The sequence below is a fragment of the Micromonospora echinospora genome, from assembly GCF_900091495.1.
Classification (GTDB): Bacteria; Actinomycetota; Actinomycetes; order Mycobacteriales; family Micromonosporaceae; genus Micromonospora; species Micromonospora echinospora.
Genome location: NZ_LT607413.1, coordinates 2434635 through 2459381, shown reverse-complemented (window position 1 = coordinate 2459381; position 24747 = coordinate 2434635). Strand labels below are relative to the sequence as shown.

At 71.0% G+C, this 24747-nt stretch carries 20 protein-coding genes and 2 pseudogenes; 10 read left to right on the top strand and 12 right to left on the bottom strand.

What is annotated here, in order from left to right:
• Positions 1-31: 31 nt before the first annotated feature.
• Positions 32-976 (bottom strand): SDR family oxidoreductase, encoded by a 945-nt coding sequence (locus tag GA0070618_RS11240; protein WP_088981581.1) that lies wholly within the window; start codon positions 974-976, stop codon positions 32-34.
• Positions 977-1210: 234 nt separating this feature from the next.
• On the opposite strand from GA0070618_RS11240, the gene GA0070618_RS11235 reads away from it, so the two are divergent.
• Positions 1211-2050 (top strand): helix-turn-helix transcriptional regulator, encoded by an 840-nt coding sequence (locus GA0070618_RS11235; RefSeq protein ID WP_088981580.1) that lies wholly within the window; start codon positions 1211-1213, stop codon positions 2048-2050.
• Between the two features lie 10 nt (positions 2051-2060).
• Here GA0070618_RS11235 and GA0070618_RS35505 read toward each other — a convergent pair whose 3' ends face one another.
• On the bottom strand, positions 2061-2207 hold the full coding sequence (locus tag GA0070618_RS35505) for an Atu4866 domain-containing protein (protein WP_231931701.1): 147 nt from the start codon (positions 2205-2207) through the stop codon (positions 2061-2063).
• A 331-nt stretch (positions 2208-2538) separates the two neighbouring features.
• Here GA0070618_RS35505 and GA0070618_RS11225 point away from each other — a divergent pair, with 331 nt between their 5' ends.
• The 4 genes from GA0070618_RS11225 to GA0070618_RS11210 are packed head-to-tail and all read left to right on the top strand — an operon-like array spanning position 2539 to position 5954.
• Entirely contained in the window at positions 2539-3330 is a 792-nt protein-coding gene (locus GA0070618_RS11225) for a class I SAM-dependent methyltransferase (RefSeq protein WP_088981579.1), read from the top strand.
• A 55-nt stretch (positions 3331-3385) separates the two neighbouring features.
• On the top strand, positions 3386-4387 hold the full coding sequence (locus GA0070618_RS11220) for a hypothetical protein (RefSeq protein ID WP_088981578.1): 1002 nt from the start codon (positions 3386-3388) through the stop codon (positions 4385-4387).
• Positions 4384-5037: a hypothetical protein gene (locus tag GA0070618_RS11215; RefSeq protein ID WP_088981577.1), complete on the top strand. Its 654-nt coding sequence runs from the start codon at positions 4384-4386 to the stop codon at positions 5035-5037. Before GA0070618_RS11220 ends, GA0070618_RS11215 begins: the two co-directional genes overlap by 4 nt.
• A 14-nt stretch (positions 5038-5051) precedes the next feature.
• Positions 5052-5954 (top strand): inositol monophosphatase family protein, encoded by a 903-nt coding sequence (locus tag GA0070618_RS11210; RefSeq protein WP_088981576.1) that lies wholly within the window; start codon positions 5052-5054, stop codon positions 5952-5954.
• 24 nt (positions 5955-5978) lie between these two features.
• On the opposite strand, the gene GA0070618_RS11205 is transcribed toward GA0070618_RS11210, so the two are convergent.
• Positions 5979-7211 (bottom strand): ArsB/NhaD family transporter, encoded by a 1233-nt coding sequence (locus tag GA0070618_RS11205; RefSeq protein WP_088981575.1) that lies wholly within the window; start codon positions 7209-7211, stop codon positions 5979-5981.
• Positions 7212-7316: 105 nt separating this feature from the next.
• Between GA0070618_RS11205 and GA0070618_RS11200 the strand changes: the two genes are divergently transcribed.
• Both GA0070618_RS11200 and GA0070618_RS11195 read left to right on the top strand, forming a co-directional pair.
• Complete coding sequence (locus GA0070618_RS11200) at positions 7317-13106, top strand: WD40 domain-containing protein (protein WP_088981574.1); 5790 nt, start codon at positions 7317-7319, stop codon at positions 13104-13106.
• 259 nt (positions 13107-13365) lie between these two features.
• On the top strand, positions 13366-13932 hold the full coding sequence (locus GA0070618_RS11195) for a DUF4291 domain-containing protein (protein ID WP_088985456.1): 567 nt from the start codon (positions 13366-13368) through the stop codon (positions 13930-13932).
• Positions 13933-14042: 110 nt separating this feature from the next.
• Here the strand turns inward: GA0070618_RS11195 and GA0070618_RS11190 are convergent, their stop codons facing one another.
• The 5 genes from GA0070618_RS11190 to GA0070618_RS11175 form a co-directional block, all read right to left on the bottom strand.
• A complete protein-coding gene (locus GA0070618_RS11190; protein ID WP_269148484.1) occupies positions 14043-15149 on the bottom strand; it encodes a sensor histidine kinase in 1107 nt (368 codons plus the stop codon).
• A 10-nt stretch (positions 15150-15159) separates the two neighbouring features.
• Positions 15160-15855, bottom strand: a complete 696-nt coding sequence (locus GA0070618_RS11185; protein ID WP_088981572.1) for a response regulator transcription factor — start codon at positions 15853-15855, stop codon at positions 15160-15162.
• A 44-nt stretch (positions 15856-15899) separates the two neighbouring features.
• The gene (locus tag GA0070618_RS34660; protein ID WP_231931700.1) at positions 15900-16136 is read right to left on the bottom strand and encodes a VanZ family protein; all 237 of its coding nucleotides are present in this window, start codon (positions 16134-16136) and stop codon (positions 15900-15902) included.
• A 29-nt stretch (positions 16137-16165) separates the two neighbouring features.
• Positions 16166-16603, bottom strand: coding sequence for a hypothetical protein (locus GA0070618_RS34655; RefSeq protein ID WP_231931699.1), 438 nt, complete (start codon positions 16601-16603; stop codon positions 16166-16168).
• A gap of 82 nt (positions 16604-16685) precedes the next feature.
• Entirely contained in the window at positions 16686-17957 is a 1272-nt protein-coding gene (locus GA0070618_RS11175) for a serine hydrolase domain-containing protein (RefSeq protein WP_088985455.1), read from the bottom strand.
• A gap of 447 nt (positions 17958-18404) precedes the next feature.
• On the opposite strand from GA0070618_RS11175, the gene GA0070618_RS11170 reads away from it, so the two are divergent.
• Positions 18405-20186 carry a family 43 glycosylhydrolase gene (locus GA0070618_RS11170; protein WP_088981571.1) on the top strand — a complete coding sequence of 594 codons (1782 nt, stop codon included), beginning with the start codon at positions 18405-18407 and terminating at the stop codon, positions 20184-20186.
• 152 nt (positions 20187-20338) lie between these two features.
• Positions 20339-20527, top strand: a pseudogene (locus tag GA0070618_RS11165) (helix-turn-helix domain-containing protein); the annotation flags it as partial.
• A gap of 209 nt (positions 20528-20736) precedes the next feature.
• Here the strand turns inward: GA0070618_RS11165 and GA0070618_RS11160 are convergent.
• Both GA0070618_RS11160 and GA0070618_RS33430 read right to left on the bottom strand, forming a co-directional pair.
• Complete coding sequence (locus GA0070618_RS11160) at positions 20737-21795, bottom strand: hypothetical protein (protein WP_088981570.1); 1059 nt, start codon at positions 21793-21795, stop codon at positions 20737-20739.
• A 336-nt stretch (positions 21796-22131) separates the two neighbouring features.
• Positions 22132-22284, bottom strand: a pseudogene (locus GA0070618_RS33430) (IS5/IS1182 family transposase); the annotation flags it as partial.
• Positions 22285-22377: 93 nt separating this feature from the next.
• On the opposite strand from GA0070618_RS33430, the gene GA0070618_RS11155 reads away from it, so the two are divergent.
• Entirely contained in the window at positions 22378-23130 is a 753-nt protein-coding gene (locus GA0070618_RS11155; RefSeq protein WP_143740555.1) for a CPBP family intramembrane glutamic endopeptidase, read from the top strand.
• A 315-nt stretch (positions 23131-23445) separates the two neighbouring features.
• Here the strand turns inward: GA0070618_RS11155 and GA0070618_RS11150 are convergent, their stop codons facing one another.
• Together GA0070618_RS11150 and GA0070618_RS11145 are read right to left on the bottom strand one after the other, a co-directional pair.
• Complete coding sequence (locus GA0070618_RS11150; protein ID WP_088985454.1) at positions 23446-23778, bottom strand: glyoxalase superfamily protein; 333 nt, start codon at positions 23776-23778, stop codon at positions 23446-23448.
• A gap of 236 nt (positions 23779-24014) precedes the next feature.
• The gene (locus GA0070618_RS11145; protein WP_143740557.1) at positions 24015-24407 is read right to left on the bottom strand and encodes a hypothetical protein; all 393 of its coding nucleotides are present in this window, start codon (positions 24405-24407) and stop codon (positions 24015-24017) included.
• Between the last annotated feature and the right edge of the window lie 340 nt (positions 24408-24747).

Here is a 24747-nt window from a genome sequence, read left to right as displayed (position 1 = left end):
GCTCCTCATGTGGTGGTCGGGCGACCGATGGTCAGGCCTCGACGAAAGCGGTCCCGGTGAGCCGCTCGGAGACCTGCCAGACGCGCTGGGCCTCGTCGGTGCTGCGCAGTGGCGGGTACATCCGCTGCTCGGAGGGCGGGCCGCCAAGGTTGCCGGGGCCGCTGGGCCCGTAGAGGACGCCCGCCTTGGCGCTGGGGTCGGTCGCGGCCACGAGCGCGGGCAGCTTCGCGCTCTCGACGGTGCCGAGCAGGATGCCGCGAGCGGACAGGGCCCGGATCAGGCGGATCTGGGGGACGTCCTGGCTGCGGCCGAGCTCGGGGCGGGCGGCCAGGAGGCTGGTGGGGGCCACCCCGGGGTGGGAGAGGTTGCTGGTGATGCCCCAACCGTGCGCCTTGCTACGGCGGTCCAGTTCCAGGCCGAACAGCCCGAACGCGATCTTCGACTGGCTGTAGGCACGCATGCCGTCGTACGAGCGGTCCCAGTTCAGGTCGTCCCAGTTGATCCGGCCACGACGCGCGGCGATGCTGACCTGCGAGGTCACCCGGGCACCGCCGGCGCGCAGCAGCGGGAGGAGCCGGGCGACCAGCGCGAAGTGGCCGAGGTGGTTGGTGCCGAACTGCAGCTCGAACCCGTCGGCCGTGGTCTGCCGGTTCGGCGGTCGCATCACGCCCGCGTTGTTGATCAGAATGTGGATCGGGTGGCCCTCCTCGCGCAGGGCGTCGCCCAGGGCCGCGACCGACTCCAGCGAGGACAGGTCGAGGCTGCGCAACGAGATCTTCGCCCCGGGGGCGACCTGCCGGATGGTGGTGACCGCGGCCTCGCCCTTGCGCGGATTGCGGACGGGCAGGATCACCTCGGCGCCGGCCGCGGCCAGTCGTGCGGCGATCCCCAAGCCCATCCCGTCGCTCGCGCCGGTGACGACGGCGCGCTTCCCGGACAGGTCGGGGACGATGATGTCGATCGATTTACGTGGCACTGGCTCTGCTCCCTCTACTGGTGGTTCGGGTTGTCGTGGATCCGCCGTCGAGCCCGGTCGAGCTCGTGCCCCGCGGTCACGTCATCGATCGTCGGCCGAAAACCGAGCGGTAACCACGGCCTGCCGATCCCAGGCTCACCAGGTCACCCCTTCGGCAGATGGGGGGATCGGCGGGCCGTGGCTACCTCTTCCCGCGGGCGATACAAACGAGGCAATACTCGAAGGGGGAGCGTTGTGATCGATCGCACCGGGCTGGCGGAGTTCCTCCGCAATCGGCGTGAGGCACTGCAACCAGAGGACGTCGGCCTGCCGCGTGGGCAGCGCCGCCGGACGAACGGGCTACGCCGCGAGGAAGTCGCCTCGTTGTGCCACATGTCGGCCGACTACTACTCCCGGCTCGAGCGGGAACGCGGCCCGCAGCCGTCGCACCGGATGCTCGCCGCGATCGCCCAGGGCCTGCACCTGTCGATCGACGAGCGCGACCACCTGTTCCGTCTCGCCGGCCACAACCCGCCTCCCAGGGGCGTCTCCAACGACCACATCAGTCCCGGTCTGCTGCGGGTGCTCGACCGTCTGGACGACACCCCCGCCGAGATCGTCACCGAACTGGGCGAGACCCTGCGGCAGTCCCCGATGGGCGTCGCGCTCACCGGGGACACGACGCGGTACGCCGGACCGGCCCGTAGTGCGGGGTACCGGTGGTTCACCGACCCCGCCGCCCGGAGGCTCTACGCGCCCGAGGAGCATGCGTTCCTGACCCGGATGTACGCCTCGGGGCTGCGCGAACTGGTCACCCTCCGGGGCCCTGACTCCCGGGCAGCGCGCCTGGCCGAGCTGCTGTTGGCCCGTAGTGAGGAGTTCCGGCGGGTGTGGGACGACCACGAGATCGGGATACGTCCGCACGAGGTCAAGCACTTCGTCCACCCCGAGGTCGGCGCGCTGGAGCTGAACTGCCAGCGGCTGGTGGACCCCGGCCAGGCCCACTCGCTGCTGGTCTACACCGCCGTACCCGGCAGCGAGAGCTACGAGAAACTACAGATGCTGTCCGTCATCGGCCCGCAGACGCTTCGCTGAGACCCATCCGCTACCCCTGCGTGGCAACGGCCCGCCGGTGGGCCGCGCTGCCCTCGCGATAGAACAGGTAGCCGCCGTGGTGCAGGACATCGCCTTCGAAGCGGCCGTCGGCGGTGAACCCGCTGTCGTCCCAGTAGTCGATGTGGTCGCCGGTCACCTCGTACCGGCCGGTGTAGGCACTGTCCCGTTGGCCGCGCGCCTCGTCGTACCGCCGTTGGCCAGCAGTTCCTGCCGCACCGGTGCCGTCGGCGCCGTCGCGCGGCCAGGAGGCGGCGACCGGCAGATGAGCCTGGCGCGGTCACCACGCTGACCGGTGCCGGGCGCCGGCGCTGGTGCCGGGCGCCGGCGCCGGACCGGGTCGCACCGGCTCCCCGCCGTCGCGCCGGCGGGAGCGGGCCCGTCGGGGCGGTCACGCCGGGCGACACCGGATGGTGCGAGGCTGGAGGCGGTCGCCGTCGCCGGAGGCGGCGCCCGCAGCGGAGGGTGCGATGGCCGAGCCACCGACCGGGGCCTCGTCGGGCAGCGCGCAGGCGCACGGCCGGCGCGCCAACCGGCATAGCTACCACGACGGCGTCCAGGTCAACGGGTACGTCGACGACCCGTACCACCGGATCCGCCGGGCGGTCGCGGCCCGACTGATGGTCGACGACGTCCTCGGCGGAGGGCCGGTGCTGGAACTGGGCTGCGGCCCGCGCAGCATGGTCGACCCGGCGGAGTTGCCTGTGCCGCTCGTGGTGGCGGACATGGCCGAGGCGGCGTTAAGTGCGGCCCGCCAGGCCACCGCCGGTCGGGCGCTGCCGGTCTGTCTGGACGCCACCCGCGGCCTGCCGTTTCGCGCCGGCAGCTTCGCCGGGCTGCTGACCGGTGAGCTGATCGAGCACGTCTACGACCCGGTGGCGCTGCTGCGGGAGTGTCACCGGGTCCTCGCCCCGGGTGGGCTGCTGGTGCTCACCACCCCGAACCTGGCGACCGTCCAGGACCGGCTGGCGTTCCTCGCCGGCCGCGCGCCCCGCCAGGTGGATCCGCTGCACCCGTACCTCTGGTTGCACATCCGGCCGTTCACCGCGTCGCTGCTGAGGCGGGTGCTGCGCCGGGCCGGCTTCGCACCGCTGGCGCTGCGTTCCAACCACGTCGGGTGGCGGCTGCCCGGCGGGCGCTGGATCACCTCCCGGCTGCTTGCCCGGGTCGCGCCCGCGCTCGGCGGGTCGCTGATCTGCGCCGCCCGGCGACTGGGCGAACCACCGTCGCCCCAGGACACGGAACTCCGCGACAACCTGTGATCATGACATTGACAAAGGGCTATCATGGAGGTTCCGTCGTCGACCGGGGGATGTCATGGCCGCCCTCTTCGCCTGGGTCGTCAAGAATCTCGACGCGTTCATCGGGCTGATCCTGGCCCTGACCGTCGCGGTCCTCGGGCTCAACAACGGCGTCAGCCAGGACGTGGTGAACAGCGCCATCCTGCTCGTCCTCGGCCTGCTCGCCCAGGCGCTGCTGCGCGACCGGCTGCGCCGGGAGACCGCCGAGCGCGAGGTGCGGCAGGTGGTCCGGGACACCCGCGACCGGCTCGCCGAACTGGTGCCGCAGATGCAGGAGATCATCGGCCCGGAGGGGGCGCTGAACCGGGCCCGGGAGGCGATCGACAGCGTCTCCATGGTCCGCGTCCTGCACGGCAGCGAGGTCGGGCAGGCCCTGGCCGAGGCCCGCCGGCACACCGATCGGTGGAACTTCAAGGGCGGCACCGGCACCTACACCCGGGCGGTCACCCTGCCCGAGTGCCTGGAGCACGCCCGTCGGCGTAACGCCACCCTGCACTTCGCCATCGAGATCATCGACCCGACCGACGAGGAGGTCTGCGAGCGGTACGCACGGTTCCGGCGCAGCCTCGCCCCGGACGCGCCAGGCGAGCGGTGGACCGTCGACCGCACCCGCAAGGAGTCCTACGCGACCGTGCTGGCCGCCTGCTGGCACCGGCAGCGCTCCGGGCTGCTCACCATCGACGTCCGGGTCTCCGCGCAGATGACCACCTTCCGCTACGACCTCTCCTCTAGCTGCGTCATCATCACGCAGGAGAATCCGCAGACCCCGGCGTTGAGGATCGACCGCAAGGAGCTCTACTACAACCGCTACAACATCGAGATGCAGTACAGCCGTGAGCAGAGCCGACAGGTGCCGATCGAGGCTGCTGGGCAGGTCAGGCTCGACGACGAGCCCTCCGTGGAGCAGGTCCGCCGGCTGTTCGCCGCGCTCGGGCTGCCACTACCCCGGTCCTTCGGCGACCGCGAGGTCGCCGACATCGTGAGCCGGGCCATCCAGGCGAGGAACCCGTACGCATGATGAGCTACGCCGACCTCGAACGCGAGATCGACCGGGGTACCCGGCCGGAGCTGCTCCGCGACTGGGTACTGGACGTCCTCGACGACATCGCCGAGCGGCGGCGGCCGTTGCTGGCCGTACGGCACCCGCTCGGCTTCACCTGTCTGCCGGTGAGCCGCACCGGCCCCGACGGGATCTGCGTACACGCCTGGCCGGCCGAGCCACCGGCCGTCCAGCCGACCACATCGACCATGCACTCGCACAGCTGGGACCTGCTCAGTCACGTACTGCACGGGCGGGTCCGCAACGAGTTGATCGAGGTGACCGAGGCACCCGCCGACCCCGCCTGGCGGGTGTACGAGGTGCACAGCCGGGGCGACGTCGACGAGATGGCGGCCACCGATCGGCTGGTGACGGCGGCGACCGCCACCGTGGAGACGCACTCGGCCGGCAACTCGTACGCGCTGCGCGCCGGTGGCTTCCACACCTCCGAGGTGGACCCGGGGCAGCCGGCGGTGACCGTGGCGCTCGGCCGGGCCACGCCCGGCTTGTGCGACCTGAGCCTCGGCGCGGTGAACGGGCGCAGCCACCGGATACGCCGGGACCGCTGCGACAGCACGGAGACAGCTCGGATGGCGCGGCAGATCGCTCGACTGGTGGCACGGGGCTGAGGGCTGGAGGAGGCATGGACGTGGAGCCGGGCAGATGCGGGCCAGACCTACGTGACGCACACCGGTTCGCGGTGGAGGCCGCCCAGGCCGCCGGGCGGCTGTTGCGTCCCGGCACCCGGGGCGAGCTGCACGCCTGGACCAAGAACGACTCCGGCGACCTGGTCACCGACCTGGACCTGGCCGCCGAACGGCTGATCGTCGACCGGATCCGGGCCCGCTGGCCGGAGCACGGCGTGATCGCCGAGGAGGGCGGCGAGTACGCCACCGCCGACTCCTGGACGTGGCTGGTGGACCCGCTCGACGGCACCAACAACGTGGCGATCGGACTGCCCGCGTACGTGGTCGGGATCGCGCTCTGCGACCGCGGCTCGCCGGTGCTCGGGGTGGTGCACGACCCGGTCGCCGGCCGTACCTGGTCGGCCGTCCGCGGCCAGGGCGCTTTCGTGCACGTCGACGGCCCGGCCGGCCAGCCGCTGCGCACGCCGCACCGGCCGGTGCCGGCCGCGCCGGTGCTGGCCTGGACCCAGGGATACGAGGTACGCCGGGACGACAGCACCGCCCGCGCCCTCAAGGTGGTCCTCGACTCCACCGCCCGGCGCGTGCTGCAACTGTGGGCGCCGCTGCTGTCCTGGGTGATGCTGGCCCGGGGCGACATCGACGGCATTGTCGGCTACCGCCCGGAGGCGGTCGACCTGCCGGCCGGGATGCTGCTGGCTGCCGAGGCCGGCATGGTGGTCCGGGCCTTCGACGGTGGCTGCTTCGACGACCGGTACGGGTGTCCGGCCGACCGGCGCAGCTTCGTCGCCGGCCCGCCGGAGACGATCGACCGGCTGGTCAAGCTGGTGACCGCGGCCCAGTGGATCGAGCCGCAGGTCCGCCACTTCACGCCGATCAGCCTGACCACCGTCGGTTGGTGAACGCCGGCGGTGGACGCTGGCCGGTCAGGTCGACGGGGTGACCAGCAGGGCGGCGACGCTGGCGATGGTGCCCAGGGCGGCGAGGACGGTGCTGGTGGCCACGAACCGACCCAGCGGGACCGTGACTCCGGCGGCCCGGCAGCGCTCGTACCAGATCAGCGTGGCCAGTGACGCCCACGGGGTGGCGAGCGGGCCGACGTTGGTGCCCACCAGCAGGGCCAGCAACTGGGTGTGGTGGTCAGCGGCGATGACCGCCTCCCCGGCCACGTACGCGGGCAGGTTGTTGACCACGTTGGCGAAGAGCGCGCCAACCGCACCGGCCCGCAGAGCTCCCTCGGCACCCGGGTCGCTGCCGATCAACGCGCCCATCACGGTGTCCAGCCCGTACCGGCCGATGGTCTGCACCACCAGGAACAGCCCGGTGACGAAGACCAGCAACCGCCAGGGGATCAGCTGGAGTCTCAGGCTGCCCCGGGCGCGGACCGCGAAGCCGGTGACCAGGATCGCGGCGGCCACTCCGGAGGCGAGCCCGATCTCGACCCCGGCGAGGATCCCGGCGACGAACAGCAGGCAGGCCACGAGCGCGGTGCGGTAGAGCACGGGGTCGGGCGGCACGTGTGGCGGCGGTGGCACGAACGGGTCGGCGTCGGCCCGCGCCGGCCGCCAGTACCACCACCAGAGCAGCAGCATGGTGATCGCGATGGCGACCAGTTGCGGCCACCACATCCGGCCCGCCCACGGCACCGGGGCCAGCCCGATCCGGTCGCTGGCCAGGATGTTGGTCAGGTTGGAGACGGGCAGCAGCAGGCTCGCCGTGTTGGCCAGCCAGACCGTGGTCATCGCCAGCGGGATCGGCGGCACGCCGAGCTTGCGGGCCAGGGCGATCATCACCGGGGTGAGCAGGACAGCGGTGGTGTCCAGGTTGAGCGCGATCGTGGTCACCGAGGCGAACCCGACGCACAGCCAGAACAGCGCGGCGAAGTTGCCTCGCGCGACGATCGCCACCCGGGCGGCGAGCGCGTCGAAGACCCCGGCCACCGCGGTCAGCTCGGCCAGCACCACCACGGTGCCGAGGAAGATCAGGATCGGCAGGATCCGGTGTACGGTGGCCTCGGCGTCCGCGCGGGGGAGGAGTCCGCTGAGGACGCAGAGGACGCCGCCGGCGAACAGCCCGAGCGCGATCCAGTCCAGGACGTGAAGCCGGCCCCAGCGGGATCGGTCCGGTGCGTCCGACGGTGGCTCGCCGGTGGTCTCCACAAGGCACGATCCTCGCACACGGCTGCTTCGTCGACCGGGCCGGACGCGACGGGGCCGACAGCCCAGGGTGGCGACGGATTGACGGTGGGTGGCCATAATGGCCAGGTGGCTGTAGGCGTGCAACCGACCCGGTCCGACCGCCCGATCGACTTCTTCATCAGCTACTCGCCCGCCGACGAGCGCTGGGCGACGTGGCTGGCGTGGGAGTTCGAGGCCGCCGGCTACCGCACCATGCTCCAGGCGTGGGACTTCGTGGCCGGCACCAACTTCATCGACTTCATGGATCGAGGGGTCCGGGAAGCCGCGGTCGTGGTGGCCGTGCTGTCCGAACGCTACCTGCACTCCACGTACGGCAAGCTCGAGTGGCAGGCCGCGCTGCGCGCCGACCCGGACGGCACCGGCAACAAGCTGGTCACCGTCCGGGTGGAGGACTGCCCGATCGACGGCCTGCTCGCCACCATCACGTACGTCGACCTGGTCGGGGTAACCGACCCCGACCAGGCGCGTTCCCGGGTGCTGGACCGGATCCGGGAAGCACTCGACGGCCGCGCGAAGCCCGTCCGGCAACCTGCCTTCCCGCACCATCCGGCCGACCCGGCCGGGGTGCTCTCCGCGCCCGTCGTCGGCCCGCCCGCGCCGCGCCGGGCCCGCCGTACGCCGATCAACCCGCCGCCGTTCCCGCCCGCCTCGGCGGCCGTGCCGACCGCGCGGACGGCGCTGACCGTGCTCCAGGTGGCCGGACCGCGGTTCGGTCGGGGCGTGATCGAGCCGGGTGCCCCGGTCACCCCCGGAGAGCTCCAGGAACATCTGATGGGTGACCTCACCCTGCTGATGAACGACGGGGTTCCCCGACCCGACCTGCTGGTGGTGGCGGGGAACCTGACCGAGTCCGGCAGTCCCCGCGAGTTCTCCGACGCGCTGAGTTTCCTCACCGGGCTGCGGGTGCTGCTCGGGTTGGAGCCGCACCGTCTGGTCGTGGTGCCCGGCCCGCGCGACGTGACCATGGCCGCGAGCCGCGCGTACTTCGCCACCTGCGAGGCGGACGACGTCGACCCGCAACCTCCGTACTGGCCGAAGTGGCGGCACTACGCGCGGCTCTTCGACGACCTCTACCAGGGTCTCGAGGACCGGATCTTCGACAGCGAGCAACCCTGGACGCTGTTCCCGGTGCCGGACCTGCGGCTGGTGGTGGCCGGGTTGAACTCCACCATTGCCGTCACCCACCGTGAGGAGGACCGGTACGGCTTCCTCGGCGAGGCCCAGTCCACCTGGTTCGCCCAGCGGCTGCGCCACTACCAGCAGTCCGGCTGGCTGCGGCTGGGGGCGATGGCGCACGTCCCCGGCCCGCGCACCCCGTACGCCGACGAGGTGGCGGTCCCGGACGGGGTGACGCTGCGCGACCGGGGATCGTTCAACCGTCTGCTCGGGCCGATGCTCAACCTGCTGCTCTCCGACGCCGCGCCGACCGGCGCCCGGGTCGATCCGGTGGTGCCGCTGGCCACCGCCTCCCGTGACGGCCGGGCGCAGGTGCTCCGGCTTGCCGCCGACGGGATGACCCGCTGGGTGCTCGGCCGCGACGACCGGCACGAGGTGGGCGAGCCGACGGCGGTGAGCTGGCCGAAGGCGGCGGCGACGTTCGGGGCTGCCGGGCCGGCGCAGGTGCCCGACCCGCGGCTGCCCACCGCCGTCGAGGGGCCTGTCCAGGATGCGCCGGTCACCACGCCGGCCGTGGTCCCGGCGGCGCCGCTGGACCGACTGCTCGACCGGCTGGCCGAGGTCTGCGAGGCGCGCCACGACCGGGTGCTGGTCCGTCGGGTGGCGGCCGAGCCGCCGCACCTGTTCGTCACCTACCGCGCCGACGGGGTGGTTCGGCAGCAGCGGGTCGGGGCGTACGTCGGCACCCCGACTGCCTCGGACCTCGACCACTTCGCCCGGCGGGTGCACGCCACCGACCCGGACATCCCGTCCGAGCTGGTCTACGACGGCGACCGGGTGCCACGCGGGCTGGCCGAGGAGGCGCAGCGGCGCGGCGTACGGGTGCTGCACCTGACCGAGTTCCAGGGGCTGCTCGACCTGCGCGAGTACGTCGCCGCACAGACCGCCCGGCTGCAGGCCGACCGGCTCTACCCGCCCGGCCAGTACGTGCCGCAGCGCTACCGCCACCTGGTCGGCGCCGACCAGCAGGTCCGCGAGGACGTGGTGGACGAACTGCTTGAGCTGGCCTCCGCGCCGGACGGCCGGTTCGTGCTCGTGCTCGGCGACTTCGGCCGGGGTAAGACGTTCGCGTTGCGCGAGGTGGCCCGCCGGCTGCCGACGGCCGCGCCCGACCTGATCCCGATCCTGGTGGAGCTGCGTGCGCTGGACAAGGCACACTCGGTCGACGGGCTGGTCGCCGCGCACCTGGCCAACCACGGCGAGCAGGTGATCGACCTCAAGGCGTTCCGCTACATGCTCCGGCAGGGGCGGATCGTGCTGCTCTTCGACGGCTTCGACGAGTTGGTGGCCCGGGTCACCTACGACCGGGCGGCGGACCACCTGGAGACGTTGCTCCAGGCGGCCGAGGGCAACGCCAAGATCGTGGTGAGCAGCCGCACCCAGCACTTCAAGACCAACTCGCAGGTGCTCACCGCCCTCGGCGAGCGGGTGGGCATGCTGCCGCACCGGCGGGTGCTGGCCATCGAGGACTTCACCCCCGTGCAGATCGAGACCTTCCTGCGGCACCGTTACGGCGGGGACGAGCGGGCCGCCCGGGAGCGGATGAACCTGCTCGGCGGGGTGAAGGACCTGCTCGGCCTCTCCCGCAACCCGCGCATGCTCGGCTTCATCGCCAACCTTGACGAGGGACGGCTGACCGCCGTGGCCGGTGCGGGCGGCACGTTCAGCGCGGCCGCGCTCTACCGGGAGATCCTGGAGTCCTGGCTGGACTTCGAGGAGCGGCGTACCCAGGGGGTGCCGGGCGCACCGGTCAGCCTGCGTCGCCCCGAGCTGTGGCACGCGGTGAGCCGGTTGGCGTTCCAGCTCTGGGAGAGCGGGGAGTCGTACCTGCGCCTGGCCGAGCTGGCCGAAACCGCCGGGCAGCTCGCCGGGCTGGCAGAGTCCCGGCTCTCCGGACCGCAGGCGACACACGCGGTGGGCGCGGGCAGCCTGCTGGTCCGCACCGACGACGGTCTGTTCGGGTTCATCCACGCCTCCGTGATGGAGTGGCTGGTCGCGGCGGGGATCGCCGCCCAGCTCAACCAGGGCGAGGAACCGTCGGCCCTGGCGGCGCGCCCACTGTCGGCGCTGGCCGTGGAGTTCCTCGGCGACCTCGCCGACCCGGCTCGCTGCACCGCCTGGACGTCGCGGGTGCTCGGCGACGAGACGGCCGGCGAGACGGTTCGGGCCAACGCGTTGCGGCTCAGCGCCCGGCTGCGGTTGCCCGACCGGGCCGACCTGCGTGGCGCGGTGCTGCGTGGTGAGGACCTGTCCCACCGGGAGCTGGCCGAGGCGGATCTGACCGGCGCGGACCTGACCGACACCCGCCTGGTCGCCACCAACCTGACCGGGGCTCGGCTGGTCCACGCCCGGTTACGCGGCGCCCGCCTGGACCAGACCCGCCTCGTCGGGGCCGACCTACGCGCGGCCGAACTGGCCGGGGCCCGACTGTTCCGGGCCGATCTGCGTGACACGCGAGTCGCCGGCAGCAGTTGGCGCCGGGCCGCGCTGATCGACGTGAACGCCGACGCGGCGCTGCTGCGCGCGCCGGAGCTGCGCGGCGCGGTGGTCGCACCGGGCCGTCCGGTGATACCGGGCCTGGCCCCACCCGCTGTCGGCGTCTCGTACGGCTTCGAGGTGGGCCGGCTGCCGGTGCCGGCGGCGTACAGCCCGGACGGCACGGTGCTCGCCGTGGGCAGCGACGACGGGGGTGTGCTGATCTGCGACACGGCCACCGGTCTGCCGGTGCGGACCCTGCAGGGTCACCGGGGCCGGGTCTACGCGGTCCGCTTCGACGCCGCCTCGCACCACCTGGTCACCGGCGCGGCCGATCTCACCGTACGGCTGTGGGACGCCGACCACGGCGACGTGCGGCACGTGATCGAGGATGTCTTCGCCGGCTGGGTGTGGCCGCTGCTCACCGACGGCGCGCGGGGCCGGCTGGTGGTGGGCGACGCGGCCGGCGTGGTCCGGCTCTACGACACCCGCACGGCCCGGCTGCGCCAGGAATGGCCCGGGCACGCCGCCCCCATCTGGGGCACCTCGTTCAGCCCGGACGGTCAGCGGGTCGTGGTGGTGGACAGCGCCGGCGTGGTCCGCGGCTGGGAGATCGCCTCGGGCAACCTCGCGTTCGAGGTGCGGGAGCCGGAGGTGGTCTACCGGGTGGTGCACACCCCGGACGGCCGGTCGCTGGTCGCCGTCGGTCAGCACGGCCGGGTGTGGATCCGCCGGGCCACCGACGGGGCTCTCCTGCGCCAGCCGCGCGGCCACGAGGCCGACGTGTACGCCCTCGACGTGCACCCCGACGGCGGGTTGATGGCCACCGGCGACACGCATGGCGCGCTGCGACTGTGGGACGTGGAGACCGGCCGTTCGGTCCGGGTGCTGGGCCGGCAGCGCGGCGCGATCTACAGCGTCCGGTTCAACGCCGACGGCACCATGCTCGCCACGGCCGCCAGCGACGGCGCGATCCAGCTCTGGGACACCGCCGACGGCCAGCTCCGGCACGAGCTGACCCGGCACCGCGGCTCGGTCTGGCCGGTGGTCTGGCGGCCGGACCAGGCCCAGGTGGCGACCAGCAGCAACGACGGGACCACCCGACTCTGGGACGTACGGACCGGGCAGCTTCAGCACACCCTGCGCGGACACGGGCGGCGGGTCACCTCGCTGTCCTTCCGGGACGACGGCGAGATGCTGGCCGCCTGCGGCAACGACGGCGTGGTGCGGCTGTGGGAGCCGCGCACCGGGCGGCTGGTCCGGCAGCTCGCCAGTCCGGCCGACCGGCTGCTCTCCGCCGTGTTCTGTCCGGGCGAACCGCTGGTCGCCGCACCGAGCGGCGACGGCGGGGTGCACCTGTGGAACACCGACACCGGGGTCGACGAACGTGAACTGAACGTGGACACCGACCATGTCTGGTCGGCCGCGTTCAGCCCGGACGGCGACGCGCTGGCCACCGCCAACGACGACGACACGGTCCGACTGTGGTACCGCCGTACCGGCCGCCACTTCGCCACCCTGACCCCACACCGGGGCCGGGTCCGGGCGGTGGCGTTCAGCCCGGACGGCGAGGCCATCGCCACCGGTTGCGACGACCATCTCGTCCGGCTCTGGGACGCGGCCACCGCGACCTGCCGCCGCACCCTGGAGCAGCACACCGACCGGGTGTACGCGGTGTGCTTCAACAGCGAGGGGACGCTGCTCGCCAGCGCCAGCAACGACGGCACCGCGGTGGTGTGGGACGCGCTCACCGGCGAGCGGCGTACGGTGCTCACCGAGCACACCGGCAGGCTGTGGTCCTGCGCGTTCAGCCCGAACGGCGCGCTGCTCGCCACCGCCGGGGACGACCTGGTCATCCGGCTGTGGGATCCGGGCACCGGCCGGTTGCACGGCACCCTGGCCGCGCACACCCGGCGGGTATGGTCGGTGGCGTTCAGCCCGGACAGCAGCATGCTCGCCAGCGCCGGTGACGACGGCACCGTCCGGCTGTGGGACGTCGCGGACCCGGAGCACGGGCAGCTACGCGCCACTCTGATCGGCCTGCCGGACGGCTGGGCCGCGGTCAGCCCGGACGGCCGGTACAAGCTGGACGGTGATCCGGGCGGCCAGTTCTGGCACGTCATCGGCACCTGCCGGTTCGAGGTGGGAGAGCTGGACCCGTACCTGACGCAGGTGCGCCGGCTCTCGGTGGACGCCCCGTTCTGATGGCTGGCCGGGGCCGCGATGGTGTCGGGTGCGGTGAGACGGCCGGCGGCCTCGGCGGAGCGGACGCACGCCCGCACCGTCGTCGACGTCCACACCTACCGGGTGATCGTCGGCGACGCGCCGGTGCTGGTGCGCAACAACGACGGCGACGTCAATGAGCTTTCAGGCGGGAATGACCACGACCAATATGTTCGAACCGGCCCGGGTCAGGGGGAAAAAGGTTCGCGAGGCGGGTGGAGCGGATGGCAGGGTGCGGCGCATGGCACCCCAGTACCAGATCCGCGCTGACTACGATGCGCAGACCATCGTGGTCTACCAGGCGTACTCGCCTGCCATCGCCGACGCGGCGCTGCGAGCGGGCCGCTTCGTTGCGCCGTTCTCCTTCCACAGGATGACATGGATCAAGCCCTCCTTCCTGTGGCTGATGCACCGCAGCAACTGGGCCCGCAAACCCGGTCAGGAGCGTGTTCTCGCCGTGCGGATGACCCGGCAGGGCTGGGAGGAAGCGCTGTCCCAGGCGGTGCTCACGACGGCCGACCCGGCGACCGTGGCCGAGGCAGCCGTACATGTCCAGTGGGATCCGGAACGCTCGCCCCGCGGCGCGGCCCTGAACCACTACAGCATCCAGGTCGGCATCGGCCGCCGGCTGATCCGCACGTTCACCGACGACTGGATCGTCAGTCTCACCGACCTCACCCCCCAGGTTCGCAAGGCCGCGGCACTGACACAAACCGGGCATGCCGCCAAGGCCCAGCGGCTGTTCCCCCCAGAGCGCGTCTACCCACTGCCACGGGCACTGGAAGGTCTCCTTTCCCCGGGTAGATGACAGCCGACTGTCCGACGACCAAGGCGTTCCGGCAAACTCACGATCGCGCGTAGCAAGCGGCCACCGGGGCGTTGAGGCTGCCAGACCGAACGAGGGACCGTTCGGGGGTGCTACGGCGTGCCGGGAAGCCGGACCGTGACGCGGAGACCTCCGTTGGGTTTGGGGACGAGGTCGAGGGTCCCAGCGTGGGCGCGGACGATGCTGTGCACGATGGCGAGGCCGAGGCCGACGCCGGCGTGTTCGTCGGTGCGTACGCGTTCCGTTCCGCGCTGAAAGGGTTCGGTGAAGGTCGGTACCAGTTCGGGTGGGAGCCGACGACCCGTGTTCTCGATCCGCAGCACGCTCGTGTCGCCGTGCGCCTCGGTGTGAACCGCCACGGAGCCGCCGGCGGGGAGGTTGTGGACGATGGCGTTCTGGACGAGGTTCGTCACCATCCGCAGCAGGAGTTCGGCGGAGCCGCTGGTTCGGGCCGCCCCGCCGGAGACGTCCAGCGTGATCCGACGCCGTTCAGCGAGGGAAAGCAGCGTTTCGGCGGCTTCTTCGGCGACGAGGGAGAGGTCGACGCTTTCGCGGGTGAAGTTTCTGCGGTCGCCGCGGCTGAGCAGCAGGAGGGCCTCGGTGAGGTCGATCGCCCGCTGGTTGATGGTGTGCAGTCGTTCGATGAGTTCGCCCCGCCCCTGCGTGGGATCCTTGCGGGCGACGTCGAGGAGCGTCCGCGAGATCGCGAGCGGGGTGCGCAGTTCGTGGGAGGCGTTCGCGGCGAACCTCTGCTGCTCGGCGACGTGGGACTCGAGTTGTTCGAGCATCGAGTCGAACGCGTCGGAGAGTTCACGGAATTCGTCCCTGCGGCCCTCCAGGCGGATCCGGTGGGACAGTGATCCGTCTGCGGCCACGCGTGTGGCATTGGTGATGCGGGTCAGCGGCGCGAGCATCCGGCCGGCGAGGATCCATCCGCCCAGCAGGCCGAAGACCAGCAGGAAGGCCAGCACTGCGACTGCTCTCGGAGCGAAGGCGCGGAGCAGGTCGGAGCGGTTCGGTACGAACATCACGGGGGCGGGGAGACGGGAGCGGTTGGGTGCTGGTGCGGGCACCTGGGCGTTGTCGATCACCTCGGGTACGTAACGCAGCAGGAACACCCACACGGTGACGAGAAGCAAGCCACCTGCCAGCATGACGAACCCGGCATAGCTGAGGGTCAGTTTGAGGCGGACGCTCAAACCGGGCTCCCTATCCACGCTCCTCTCCCTCACGCCCGGTGCCGGGGGCGGTGTCGATGCGGTAGCCGACGCCGGGCACCGTGGCGATGATCCATGGTTCGCCGAGCCGTTTGCGCAGTGCGGAGACGGTGATGCGCACGGCGTTGGTGAAGGGGTTGGCGTTCTCGTCCCAGGCCCGCTCCAGCAGCTCTTCGGCGCTGACGACCCCGCCCTCGGCGGCGACGAGGACTTCCAGCACCGCGAACTGCTTGCGGGTGAGCGCGACGTGGCGTCCGTTGCGGAAGACCTCCCGGCGGAACGGGTCGAGCCGCAGGCCCGCGATCTCGCGGACCGGGGGCCGGGCGTACCCACGTCTGCGGTCGAGCGCCCTCAGCCGCAGGACGAGCTCCCGCAGGTCGAACGGTTTGGTGAGGTAGTCGTCGGCGCCCAGCTCGAACCCGGAGGCCTTGTCGTCGATCCGGTCGGCAGCGGTCAGCATGAGGATGGGGATGCCGCTGCCGGAGGCGACGATGCGACGCGCGACCTCGTCGCCGGAGGGGCCGGGGATGTCGCGGTCGAGGACCGCGAGGTCGTAGGAGTTGACGCTGAGCAGTTCCAGGGCGGAGTCGCCGTCGGCGGCGATGTCGGCGGCGATCGCCTCCAGCCGCAGGCCGTCCCGGACAGCTTCGGCCAGGTAGGGCTCGTCCTCCACGATCAGTACGCGCATGCCGGGACCCTATGACCACGCTGGTATTTCATGCTGGACACGGCTCAGCCTGCCGGTACCGGCGCGGGGCGAGGCCGGTCCGACGGCGCCTCCGCCGCAGTGCGCCACCAGTGGCGCGACGCCAGCGCGGCCAGCACGGCACCGGTGGCGTTGACCAGTACGTCATCCACGGAGGACACCCGGTCCAGCCGCAGGACGTACTGGGCGGTTTCGACCAGGACCGAGCAACCTGCCCCGAGCGCCAGGATCCGCGGCACCGACGCCAGCGCCGCGAACCGCATCGGGGCGAAGAACCCCAGCGCCGCGAAGATCAGCAGGTTGCCGCCGATCCGACCGGCCCCATCGTGACCAGGTCCCGCAGCGGGACCAGACTCACCCGGCCGGGGACGATGCCCGCCCCCGGCCCCGGCATCAAGGTCATCCACACGAACGGCACCGTCCCGTAGACCATGCCCACCTCGGCCAGCGACATCCGCCACCCCCGTGTGACGCCGGCAGCACGCCGGAGGCGCGCCAGAGCCCACACCGCCAGAGCCGCCAACGGCAGCCCCACCAGCATCATGAGCAGCACGCCGTTGAACGTGTCGTAGCAGCCGTGCCAGTGCCCGGCCAGGCACCTCGGCGCGGACATCATGAGCGGCCGCCGCACGGCGAACGCCGCGCTCGCCAACCCGAGGACAGCCAGGCTGGCGAGCACGATCCGGCGCGTACGGCGGGACGGTGCGGACGGGGACGCGCTGTGGTTCATGCCCCCATCGAAGCCGGAGGGCCGTTGCGGTGCCGTATGCGATTTTCCATACGTCCGCGATACACACAGTGCCCGGCGCCACTCAGCCGCCACCCCCGCCGCCGGGTGGGCCGACTGGCCCGCCGGTGACGGCCTCAGCCTCCCGCAGGCAGATGCCCAGCATCGGCACGCCGTCGTGGTTGCTGAGGACGACGCCGACCCAACCGGTGTCCGGGTAGATGCTCCAGTTGGCGCCGATGCCACCGCCCCCGCCGCCGCGCCCGATCACCCACTGACCGTTGACGATGCTGACCGGCATCGTGTACGCCTCGTACGATGTGGGCTCCGGACCGGGGAGCTTGGGCCCGGCGAACAGGTCGGCGTAGGGCCGGTCGAGCACCGTGCCGTCGCGCAGCGCTTCCGCGAACCGGACCAGGTCCGGCGCGGTGGCGAAGCCGTCACCCGAGGCGTAACCGATGAAGCTGCGGCCTGGATTTCTGCCTCGTATGTTCGGATCCAGGCTGCCCTTGTCCAGGTTGCGGACGGCGTCCACCAGGCTGCCGTCGGCTTGCCGCATGTACGGATGCGCGATGTGCTCGTCGGTGAGCCACTGGTCCCTGGTGTAGAACGCCGAGCCGCTCATGCCGGAGCGCTCGAAGACATGCTCGTGCACGTAGTCCCAGAACGTCACGCCGGACACGGCCTCCACGATCTGCGCGGCCATGGCCAGGCCGACGCCGCCGCCGGGACGGTGGCCATTGGACCCCGTGCCGGGAACCCCCACCAGCGTCGCCTGCCGGGCCCACTGCTCGTGGTACTCGTGCACCTCCTCCCGGCTGTGGAAGACGCGTTGCCAGTCCGGCATCGGGGCGTCCAGCCCGGAAGTGCTGGTGAGCAGGTGGTGGATGGTCACCTGCTCGGCGATCTCTCTGGCGAAGCCCGCCAGGTGGGTGCCCACCGTGTCCGACAGCGTCAGCCTGCCCTGCTGCACCAACTGCAGGACGGCCACCGACAGGAAGGGCTGGCTCCCCGAGGAGAGGTTGAACGCGACGCCCTCGTGGTTGCGGATCCTCTTCTCCTCGTCGGCCATGCCGTAGCTGCGCGACAGCACCGTCCGGCCCCGGTACGACAGCAGCACCACGCCGGAGAACCTGCCCTCGGCGGCCAGCCGCGCCACATACCGGTCGTAGGCTCCGCCGGGCCGGGTATCCGGCGGGATCCGGTCGCGCCCGGACGAGCCGGTGGGGGCCGAGTCGGCGTGGCCGATCCTGGCGCCTACCAGCGGCCCGCCCGCCGCCACCATCCCGGCGGCGGCCGCCCCACCCCATGTGACCAGCCGCCTCCGGTCGATACCGCGTGCGGTGTCCGGATCCATGATCACGCTCCTTTCCCGGTCGACGAACCGTGCGCTGACAGTGATGCGCTCTGGTTCATTCCTGCACCCAAGACGCACGACCGTTGCGGCGGCATATGCGTTTTTCGATACGCCCGCGATACCGCAACATGTCCTCCTGGCGCTCGCCTTCGCCATCAGCACATGGGCCTTCGTCGACCCACACGAAGGCGAGGCGGACAGCGAGCACCCCAACGGTTCGGACCGAGGTCAGGCACGTCGCCATGCTGCCGACGCCCTGCCCCGCATCCAGGCTCCTCATCTGACAGGGCCATGGGGACACCCCCACCCGCGAACGACAGGCGCTGGTACGGGTCTCTGTGCCTAGCGAGCCATTGACATCAACTCAGGCGGCCTCCACGATACTGGCCTAGGCCGGTATATGGTCGCGCCGCGGACATCGACGGCCGACCCCGAAGGGAGCTCGCCATGCGTATCCCGCCCATCCTCCGCAGCCAAGCCCACGCGGCCTCGTTCGCAGTGCTTGCCACCCTCGCACTCGTCGTGCCGGCCGCGCCGGTCGTGGCAGGCCCGAGTGCCGTCACCGCCGTACCCGAAGGCCCCAGAAAGCTCATCGCACAGGGGTTCGCCGACCCGGACGTGGTCCGCGTCGGCCAGACGTGGTACGCCTATGCCACCAACGACTTCAGGCACCTCCCGGTGGCCAGCGCGCCCACCATCGACGGGCCGTGGCAGGTCCTCGGTGACGCGATGCCGGGTGGGCCCGGCAGCTGGGCCGTCGCCGGCAGAACCTGGGCTCCCGACGTGCAGCCCAACCCTGACGGCAGTCTGACCCTCACCTACACGGCCCAGGACGCCGCCTCTGGTCGTCAGTGCATCGGCGTCGCGATCGCGACCTCGCCGCTCGGGGGGTTCGTGCCCTACGGATCGGGGCCGCTCATCTGCCCCCTCAGCCAGGGCGGCGCGATCGATGCGAACACCTTCGTCGACCGGAACGGAACCCGCTACCTCACCTGGAAGAACGACGGCAACGCCATCAACCGGCCGTCCACGCTCTGGGTCAGCCAGGTCACCAACAACGGCACCACCCTGGTCGGTCCGACGACCGCGATGCTGACCGTTGCCGCAGGTCAGATCATCGAGGCGCCGGACCTGGTCCAGCGTGACGACAAGATGGTGCTGTTCTACTCCGGTGGGTCCTTCGCCAGCTGCGGCTACTACACGTCGTACGCCACGGCGCCGGCGGTCACCGGCCCCTGGACACCGGCGCCGGAGGCCTTCATGACCCAGGCCAACACGGGACTCTGTGGTCCAGGCGGCGCGGACGTCGTGACGGCCCAGGATGGGCTGGGCGGCGGCGACAAGGTCGTGATGCACGCCGCGGTCGCGGACGGCAGCAGGCACATGTACTCGATCAACCTCCGCTGGGTCAACGGTCTACCGGTTCAGGGCGGCAGCCGGAAATCCTCGCTCGACGGCAACGGCCGCGCCGAGATCGCCCTGATCCAGACCGACGGCCAGATCAAGGCCTGGCACAACTACAAGGGCTTCGACACCATGCCGTACGGCGCCGCCGCGGTCATCGGGACCTCCTTCACCGACCCGGCCCGGGTGCGCTTCGCCGACCTCGACGACGACGGAAAGTCCGAGCTGATCCACATCCAGGCGGACGGCCAGATCAAGGCCTGGCACAACGACCTCGGCTTCGCCACCTCGCCATACGGGAACTCCGTCGTCATCGCGACCGGATTCACCGACCCGGCCCGGGTGCGCTTCACCGACCTCGACAACGACGGAAAGTCCGAGCTGATCCACATCCAGGCGGACGGCCAGATCAAGGCCTGGCACAACGACCTCGGCTTCGCCGCCTCGCCATACGGCAACTCCGTCGTCATCGCGACCGGATTCACCGACCCGGCCCGGACCGTGTTCACCGACCTGGACGATGACGGCCGCGCCGAGATCGCCCTGATCCAGACCGACGGCCAGATCAAGGCCTGGCACAACGACCTCGGCTTCGCCGCCTCGCCGTACGGCTACACCGTCATCCTCGCGACTGGATTCACCGACCCCGCGAGGGTGCGGTTCATGGATCTCAACGACGACGGCCGCGCCGAGATCGCCCTGATCCAAACCGACGGCCAGATCAAGGCCTGGCACAACTACAAGGGCTTCGACACCATGCCGTACGGCGCCGCCCAGATCATCGCGACCGACTTCCTCGACCCGGCCCGCACGATCTTCATCTGATCCGGGCTCGGGTGACCAGCACCGCAAGTAGGTCCTTCCGCGCGCCGGCTACACAGCTGTGCAGCTACCCCTCGACGGCGGGGGCGGCGAGGTGGTCGCTCGCACGAGCGCGGTGGTGACGCAACGCCGATGGTCGGCCGGGCCGGAAGTGATCTCTCGGCCTCGCCGACCGGGTGTTGCTGGTGGCCGTGTCCTGGCGCACGAACCTGACGATGCGCCAGACCGGCCCGCTGTTCGGGGTGTCGCACTCCGCCGCGCACCGGGTCGTCGACGCCCTCGGCCCCCTACTCGCTCTGACGCCGGGGCGCCGGCGTCGGGTCGACCAGATCACCATCGTCGACGTGAGCCGCAGCGACTGGATGAAGACGTGCACGGTCGGCACCAGCACCGACAGCAGATCGGGGAGTGTCCGCTCGACGCGGACCGCCACCGTGCGATCTCCCCGGTGACCACGACCTCGATCCCAGCGCTTCCGCCACCACGGCCACGTCGACGAGCGGGCAGCAGCACCCCGACGCCGAGCCCCTCCCCTTCGTGGTCGAGCGTGCGCCTACCGCATGATCGCGCTGATGACAGCCGGCGCGGCGACTCCGAACAGCAACGGGATCAGGCAGCCGACGACCGCGGTTCCACGCGGCGCCCTCGTCCTCTCGAACAGCCCTGCTCGGCGCGATCGACGCGCTTCGTCCGCGACTCGCGTCCCCGGCACGGCAGAACCGCCCTGTCGGTCCAGTTGCTCGTCCACCAGCGCGGCGAGGTCCTCGATCCACTCCCAGAATGCGGGAGTTGTGTTCGGCAGCGCCCGACGGGCGATGAAGAAGACCCGGCCGTCGACGATCTCGACGTCGCAGTTTCCCGCGAGCTCGACGAGCGTCTCCTGCACCGCAGGGGTGAGCAGCCTCCGGACGGCGTCGTCATCCCGCGGTGCGCAGTGAACCTGGAAATGCGCGTCGAACGAGCCGCCTATCACCAACGGCCGGTGCGATGGCGGCACCTTCCACGCGCACGACGGGATATCTCGCGCGGCGGTCACCAGCGTCATCGGCGGCAACGTTGTCCGCAGGGTGAACATGGCGTAGCAGGCCGTATGCGGCATGCGCGTCCGTGCCGTCCATGTGTCATAGGCGTAGTTCGCGACCTCGAACGGACGATGTGCAGTCGCGGTCACCAGATCGCCCGCGACACGCGACGATCCGACGCGGAACAACGCCGCCGGTCGGACCGGATCCTTCTCGATGGCTGTGTAGGACATTCCGTTCGCCTCGGTGAAGCGCCTCAGTCGGTACCAGCCGACCTCCGCGGCCCGACGCCCCCGGACGGCACCCCGGATCTGCATCACGGCGAGCGGAGCCACCATGAGACCTGCGATCACCACCGTCGTGGCATCGGCGCCGGGCGCCCCGAACATGAGCTGCACCGTTAGCACGTACAGGGCGGCCAACACCCCCGCACCGACCACAAGTACGGCAGCCCGGAACACGATCCGACCTCCGGCTGCGGCCTCGCCGAAACGTCCGCCCTCGTGACGTATCAGTTCGCGACCCTCCGCACGGGCGAGCGCAGGATCGACGGGGACGCGAAGCGCGACGTCATCGAAGCGCGACGTCATCAGAACACCTCCGCCACGGGTCCACGGCAAGATCCGTCGAGCTGCGTCAGCGATCCGGCTGCCGTGACCCTCCTTCGACCAACGGCGACTGCACGGTGACCTGCCGCCCCGCCTGCTTGAATTCGCCGATCCACGCGTCCGGCTTCGACTCCGCCCCGGTGGGGCACGAGTTCAGCGTCCCAGTCGGTGCCAACCGTTTGGTGAGCCATGTGACTCCTATTCACCTGAGGCATGAGCACTTCCAGCATGCCTGTACGGCGCTAGACCCGCGCACATCGCGTGAGCTGCGCAAGCGAGGCACAGACGAGCGTCCGGCGCAGTCCGCGACGACCTCGCGTACGCGAGCCGGCCGATGCGCCGTGTGGCCGCGTTCAGATCCTCGGCGTACGCCGCGAGTAGGCCGGTGGCTTCTCGGACGTACCGCCGGGCTGTCGTGACGCTGACTGCGGTGCCGCAGGCCAGACGGGTGATGGTGTCACCGTTACGGAGTAGCGTCGTGATTCTGGTGCTCAAGAGGCCGCCTGGTCAGAACAGCCATCGTCGCGATGCCCCGCAGAGACGTACCTGCCATATGGTCTGCGGGTGCGTGGACGAATCGAGCATTGGACACATCGGACGCCGGTCGGGGTCGCTGCCGGATTGACGCTGGCATGGCACATCGTGTTGTTCGCCCTGGCAGATCTCGTTGGGGGCTTGTCCGTCTCCTGGTTCCCGGATCTGGGTCCCGCGCTGGTCAACGCCGGCACCGCAGCCGGGGTCCTCGTGCTGGCCGCCTGGATGGGTTGGTGGCGCCGTGCCGCTCTGGGCTGGCGGAGCCCTGACCGCTCGTGGTGGTGGTGCCTGCCGATCGTGGCCGTCATCTTGTCGTACACGGCCCCGGGCCTCACCGGTTCGGTCACCGTGCTGATCAGTACTGCCGTGACCATGCTGGCCGTCGGTGTCGCCGAGGAGTCCCTCAGCCGTGGGGTCAACCAGCATGTGCTCGCCCGCCTCGGCCCGACGCGCGCTGCCGTCTGGGTGGGTGTGCTGTTCGGACTCGGCCACGCCTTGAGCGCCCTGTGGTTCGGACGTCCTTGGGACGACACGGTCGCACAGGTGATCAGCACCACCGCGTACGGATTCGGGCTGGCGGCGTTGCGCTGGCATCTCGGCACGATCTGGCCACTGGTCGTGCTGCACGCGTCAGACAATTTCGTGCAGCTCCGCAGCCCGGGCGCAGCCCCGCTGTGGTGGCAGGCGGTGATCGCTCTGCTGTTCGTCGGGTACGGCTGGTGGCTGATTCGACGTCTGCCCGAACGGCTGAGCCCGCCGTCGAGCGACCTCGACCCACGGTAGGGGTCGCCTCGGCTACGGCAGCTACTACGGCGTCCTCAGCAGTCGGTGACGGTCCACCCGTTCGTGCGGTCCAACCCGGAGACCAGCCCACACAGGTACTACGGCGCCCGCCGACGCGGCTGCACCCGACGAAACCGCACCCCGACCCGGCCATGAAGCCGGTCCAGCTCCGCCTGCCAACGTTCAACATCAACGCCCGCCACAGGTTGACCAACGAACACGAGCAACACTCGACACGCTCAGCGCCGTTGCAGTATCAGTCCGGCGCCGTTCAGCTAGGCGGTGGTGTACGTGCCGCGCGCCGACCCCAAGTGCTCATTCCGCCGGCGTGCCGACCCTTAGCCGGTTGCCGTCGAGATCGCATAGTTCAACCTCACGCGCCCAAGGGGCCTCCTTCACCGGCGCACCGAACTCAGCGGCCACGGCATCGACATCACGAACACGGAGGTAAATCAACGTGTCGGGACGGGCATCGCCCTTGTGCTCCGACAGGAACAACCGCACCCCGCCCCGGGCGACTTCGACGAAAGCGGGAAGCCCCGGTTCGAACCGGTGCTCCCACCGCTTAGCGAAGCCAAGGCGCTCGTACCACCCAACCGCCGCCGCAGCGTCCTCAACGCGAAGAATGGGGATTACTTCCTCGTTCATATAGAACATCGTCGCAGAACGCCCAGCAGAGCAAAACGGCACCTGATGTGGCACTAGTCCTGCCCTGAACCCAACGGCCGTTTCAAGCCCTTGACGAGTGCGTTGAGTTGTCGGCTCTGGACCCCTTCGTGGGGTGCTTCCCACGGGATGTCCGCCCTTCATGTTGACCGAGGCCCACTGAGGTGCCGCACCGGAGAGGCCGCTCAAGCTGGCGCTCGCGTCGCGCAATCCGACGGTCAGCGGCGTGCCGATCGAAGCGCGCTCCGCACCGCCGCCTTCGGATCCTCCGCGCGCAGCAGGGCTTCCCCCGGCATCAGCAAGGCCACTTCCATCGGCTCCGAGCGCGCGCGTGCGGCCAGATCGGCGCGTTCCCAAAGCAGGACGACCTCCAGCAGTAGCCGGAACACGGTGGCGTCCGGCTCGTGGGTCGGACGCCAGAGCCACTTGTTCAGGCGCACCTGGGCGAACTCGGCGAGCATGCCGCCCAGTTCGCTCTCGGCGCGCCGCGGGAAGGCGTCGTCGAGGTTGGTCGTGAACGAGTATGCGAAAAACTCTGCAGCGAGCTCCACCCGATCGGCCGCGAGCAGTGCGGCGAGGGCGGATGCCGAGTCTTGCGCTTTGCGGGGCATGGCCCGCACTGTCGTGCATCCCGGTGACCGGCCGGTTGTCGGGAGGTGACGGATGCTCGTCGGTCTCAGCCGGCCGCCCTCACTTCTCTCAAGATCGTCTCCGGCGCGTCGGCCACCCAGCCCGCCATCGCCTTACAGCCGATCATCCCCGCCGCCCTCGGCGCCGAGAGGGCTAGGACCGCTACGCCCGGATGATCCCGCCCTGCGACGACCGGCCATCCGACACCCCGACCGAAAGCCTCGGGCGGGCACCGAGAAAATCTGGCCTCCGGCGACTAGACATTCTCGGTGGGGCTGGGTAGTGTTGCCTCCGTTGACGACAGAGATCGGTAAGAACGCC

What these genes read in the sequence shown, in the direction of transcription:
- GA0070618_RS11220 (WP_088981578.1), top strand. Translation starts at nt 3,386, where the DNA reads ATGGCCGCCCTCTTCGCCTGGGTCGTCAAGAATCTCGACGCGTTCATC.
- GA0070618_RS11170 (WP_088981571.1), top strand. Translation starts at nt 18,405, where the DNA reads ATGCGTATCCCGCCCATCCTCCGCAGCCAAGCCCACGCGGCCTCGTTC.
- GA0070618_RS11195 (WP_088985456.1), top strand. Translation starts at nt 13,366, where the DNA reads ATGGCACCCCAGTACCAGATCCGCGCTGACTACGATGCGCAGACCATC.
- GA0070618_RS11225 (WP_088981579.1), top strand. Translation starts at nt 2,539, where the DNA reads ATGGCCGAGCCACCGACCGGGGCCTCGTCGGGCAGCGCGCAGGCGCAC.
- GA0070618_RS11210 (WP_088981576.1), top strand. Translation starts at nt 5,052, where the DNA reads ATGGACGTGGAGCCGGGCAGATGCGGGCCAGACCTACGTGACGCACAC.
- GA0070618_RS11150 (WP_088985454.1), bottom strand. Translation starts at nt 23,778, where the DNA reads ATGAACGAGGAAGTAATCCCCATTCTTCGCGTTGAGGACGCTGCGGCG.
- GA0070618_RS11215 (WP_088981577.1), top strand. Translation starts at nt 4,384, where the DNA reads ATGATGAGCTACGCCGACCTCGAACGCGAGATCGACCGGGGTACCCGG.
- GA0070618_RS11160 (WP_088981570.1), bottom strand. Translation starts at nt 21,795, where the DNA reads ATGACGTCGCGCTTCGATGACGTCGCGCTTCGCGTCCCCGTCGATCCT.
- GA0070618_RS11185 (WP_088981572.1), bottom strand. Translation starts at nt 15,855, where the DNA reads ATGCGCGTACTGATCGTGGAGGACGAGCCCTACCTGGCCGAAGCTGTC.
- GA0070618_RS34660 (WP_231931700.1), bottom strand. Translation starts at nt 16,136, where the DNA reads ATGCGGTTCGCGGCGCTGGCGTCGGTGCCGCGGATCCTGGCGCTCGGG.
- GA0070618_RS11145 (WP_143740557.1), bottom strand. Translation starts at nt 24,407, where the DNA reads ATGCCCCGCAAAGCGCAAGACTCGGCATCCGCCCTCGCCGCACTGCTC.
- GA0070618_RS34655 (WP_231931699.1), bottom strand. Translation starts at nt 16,603, where the DNA reads ATGAACCACAGCGCGTCCCCGTCCGCACCGTCCCGCCGTACGCGCCGG.
- GA0070618_RS11175 (WP_088985455.1), bottom strand. Translation starts at nt 17,957, where the DNA reads ATGGATCCGGACACCGCACGCGGTATCGACCGGAGGCGGCTGGTCACA.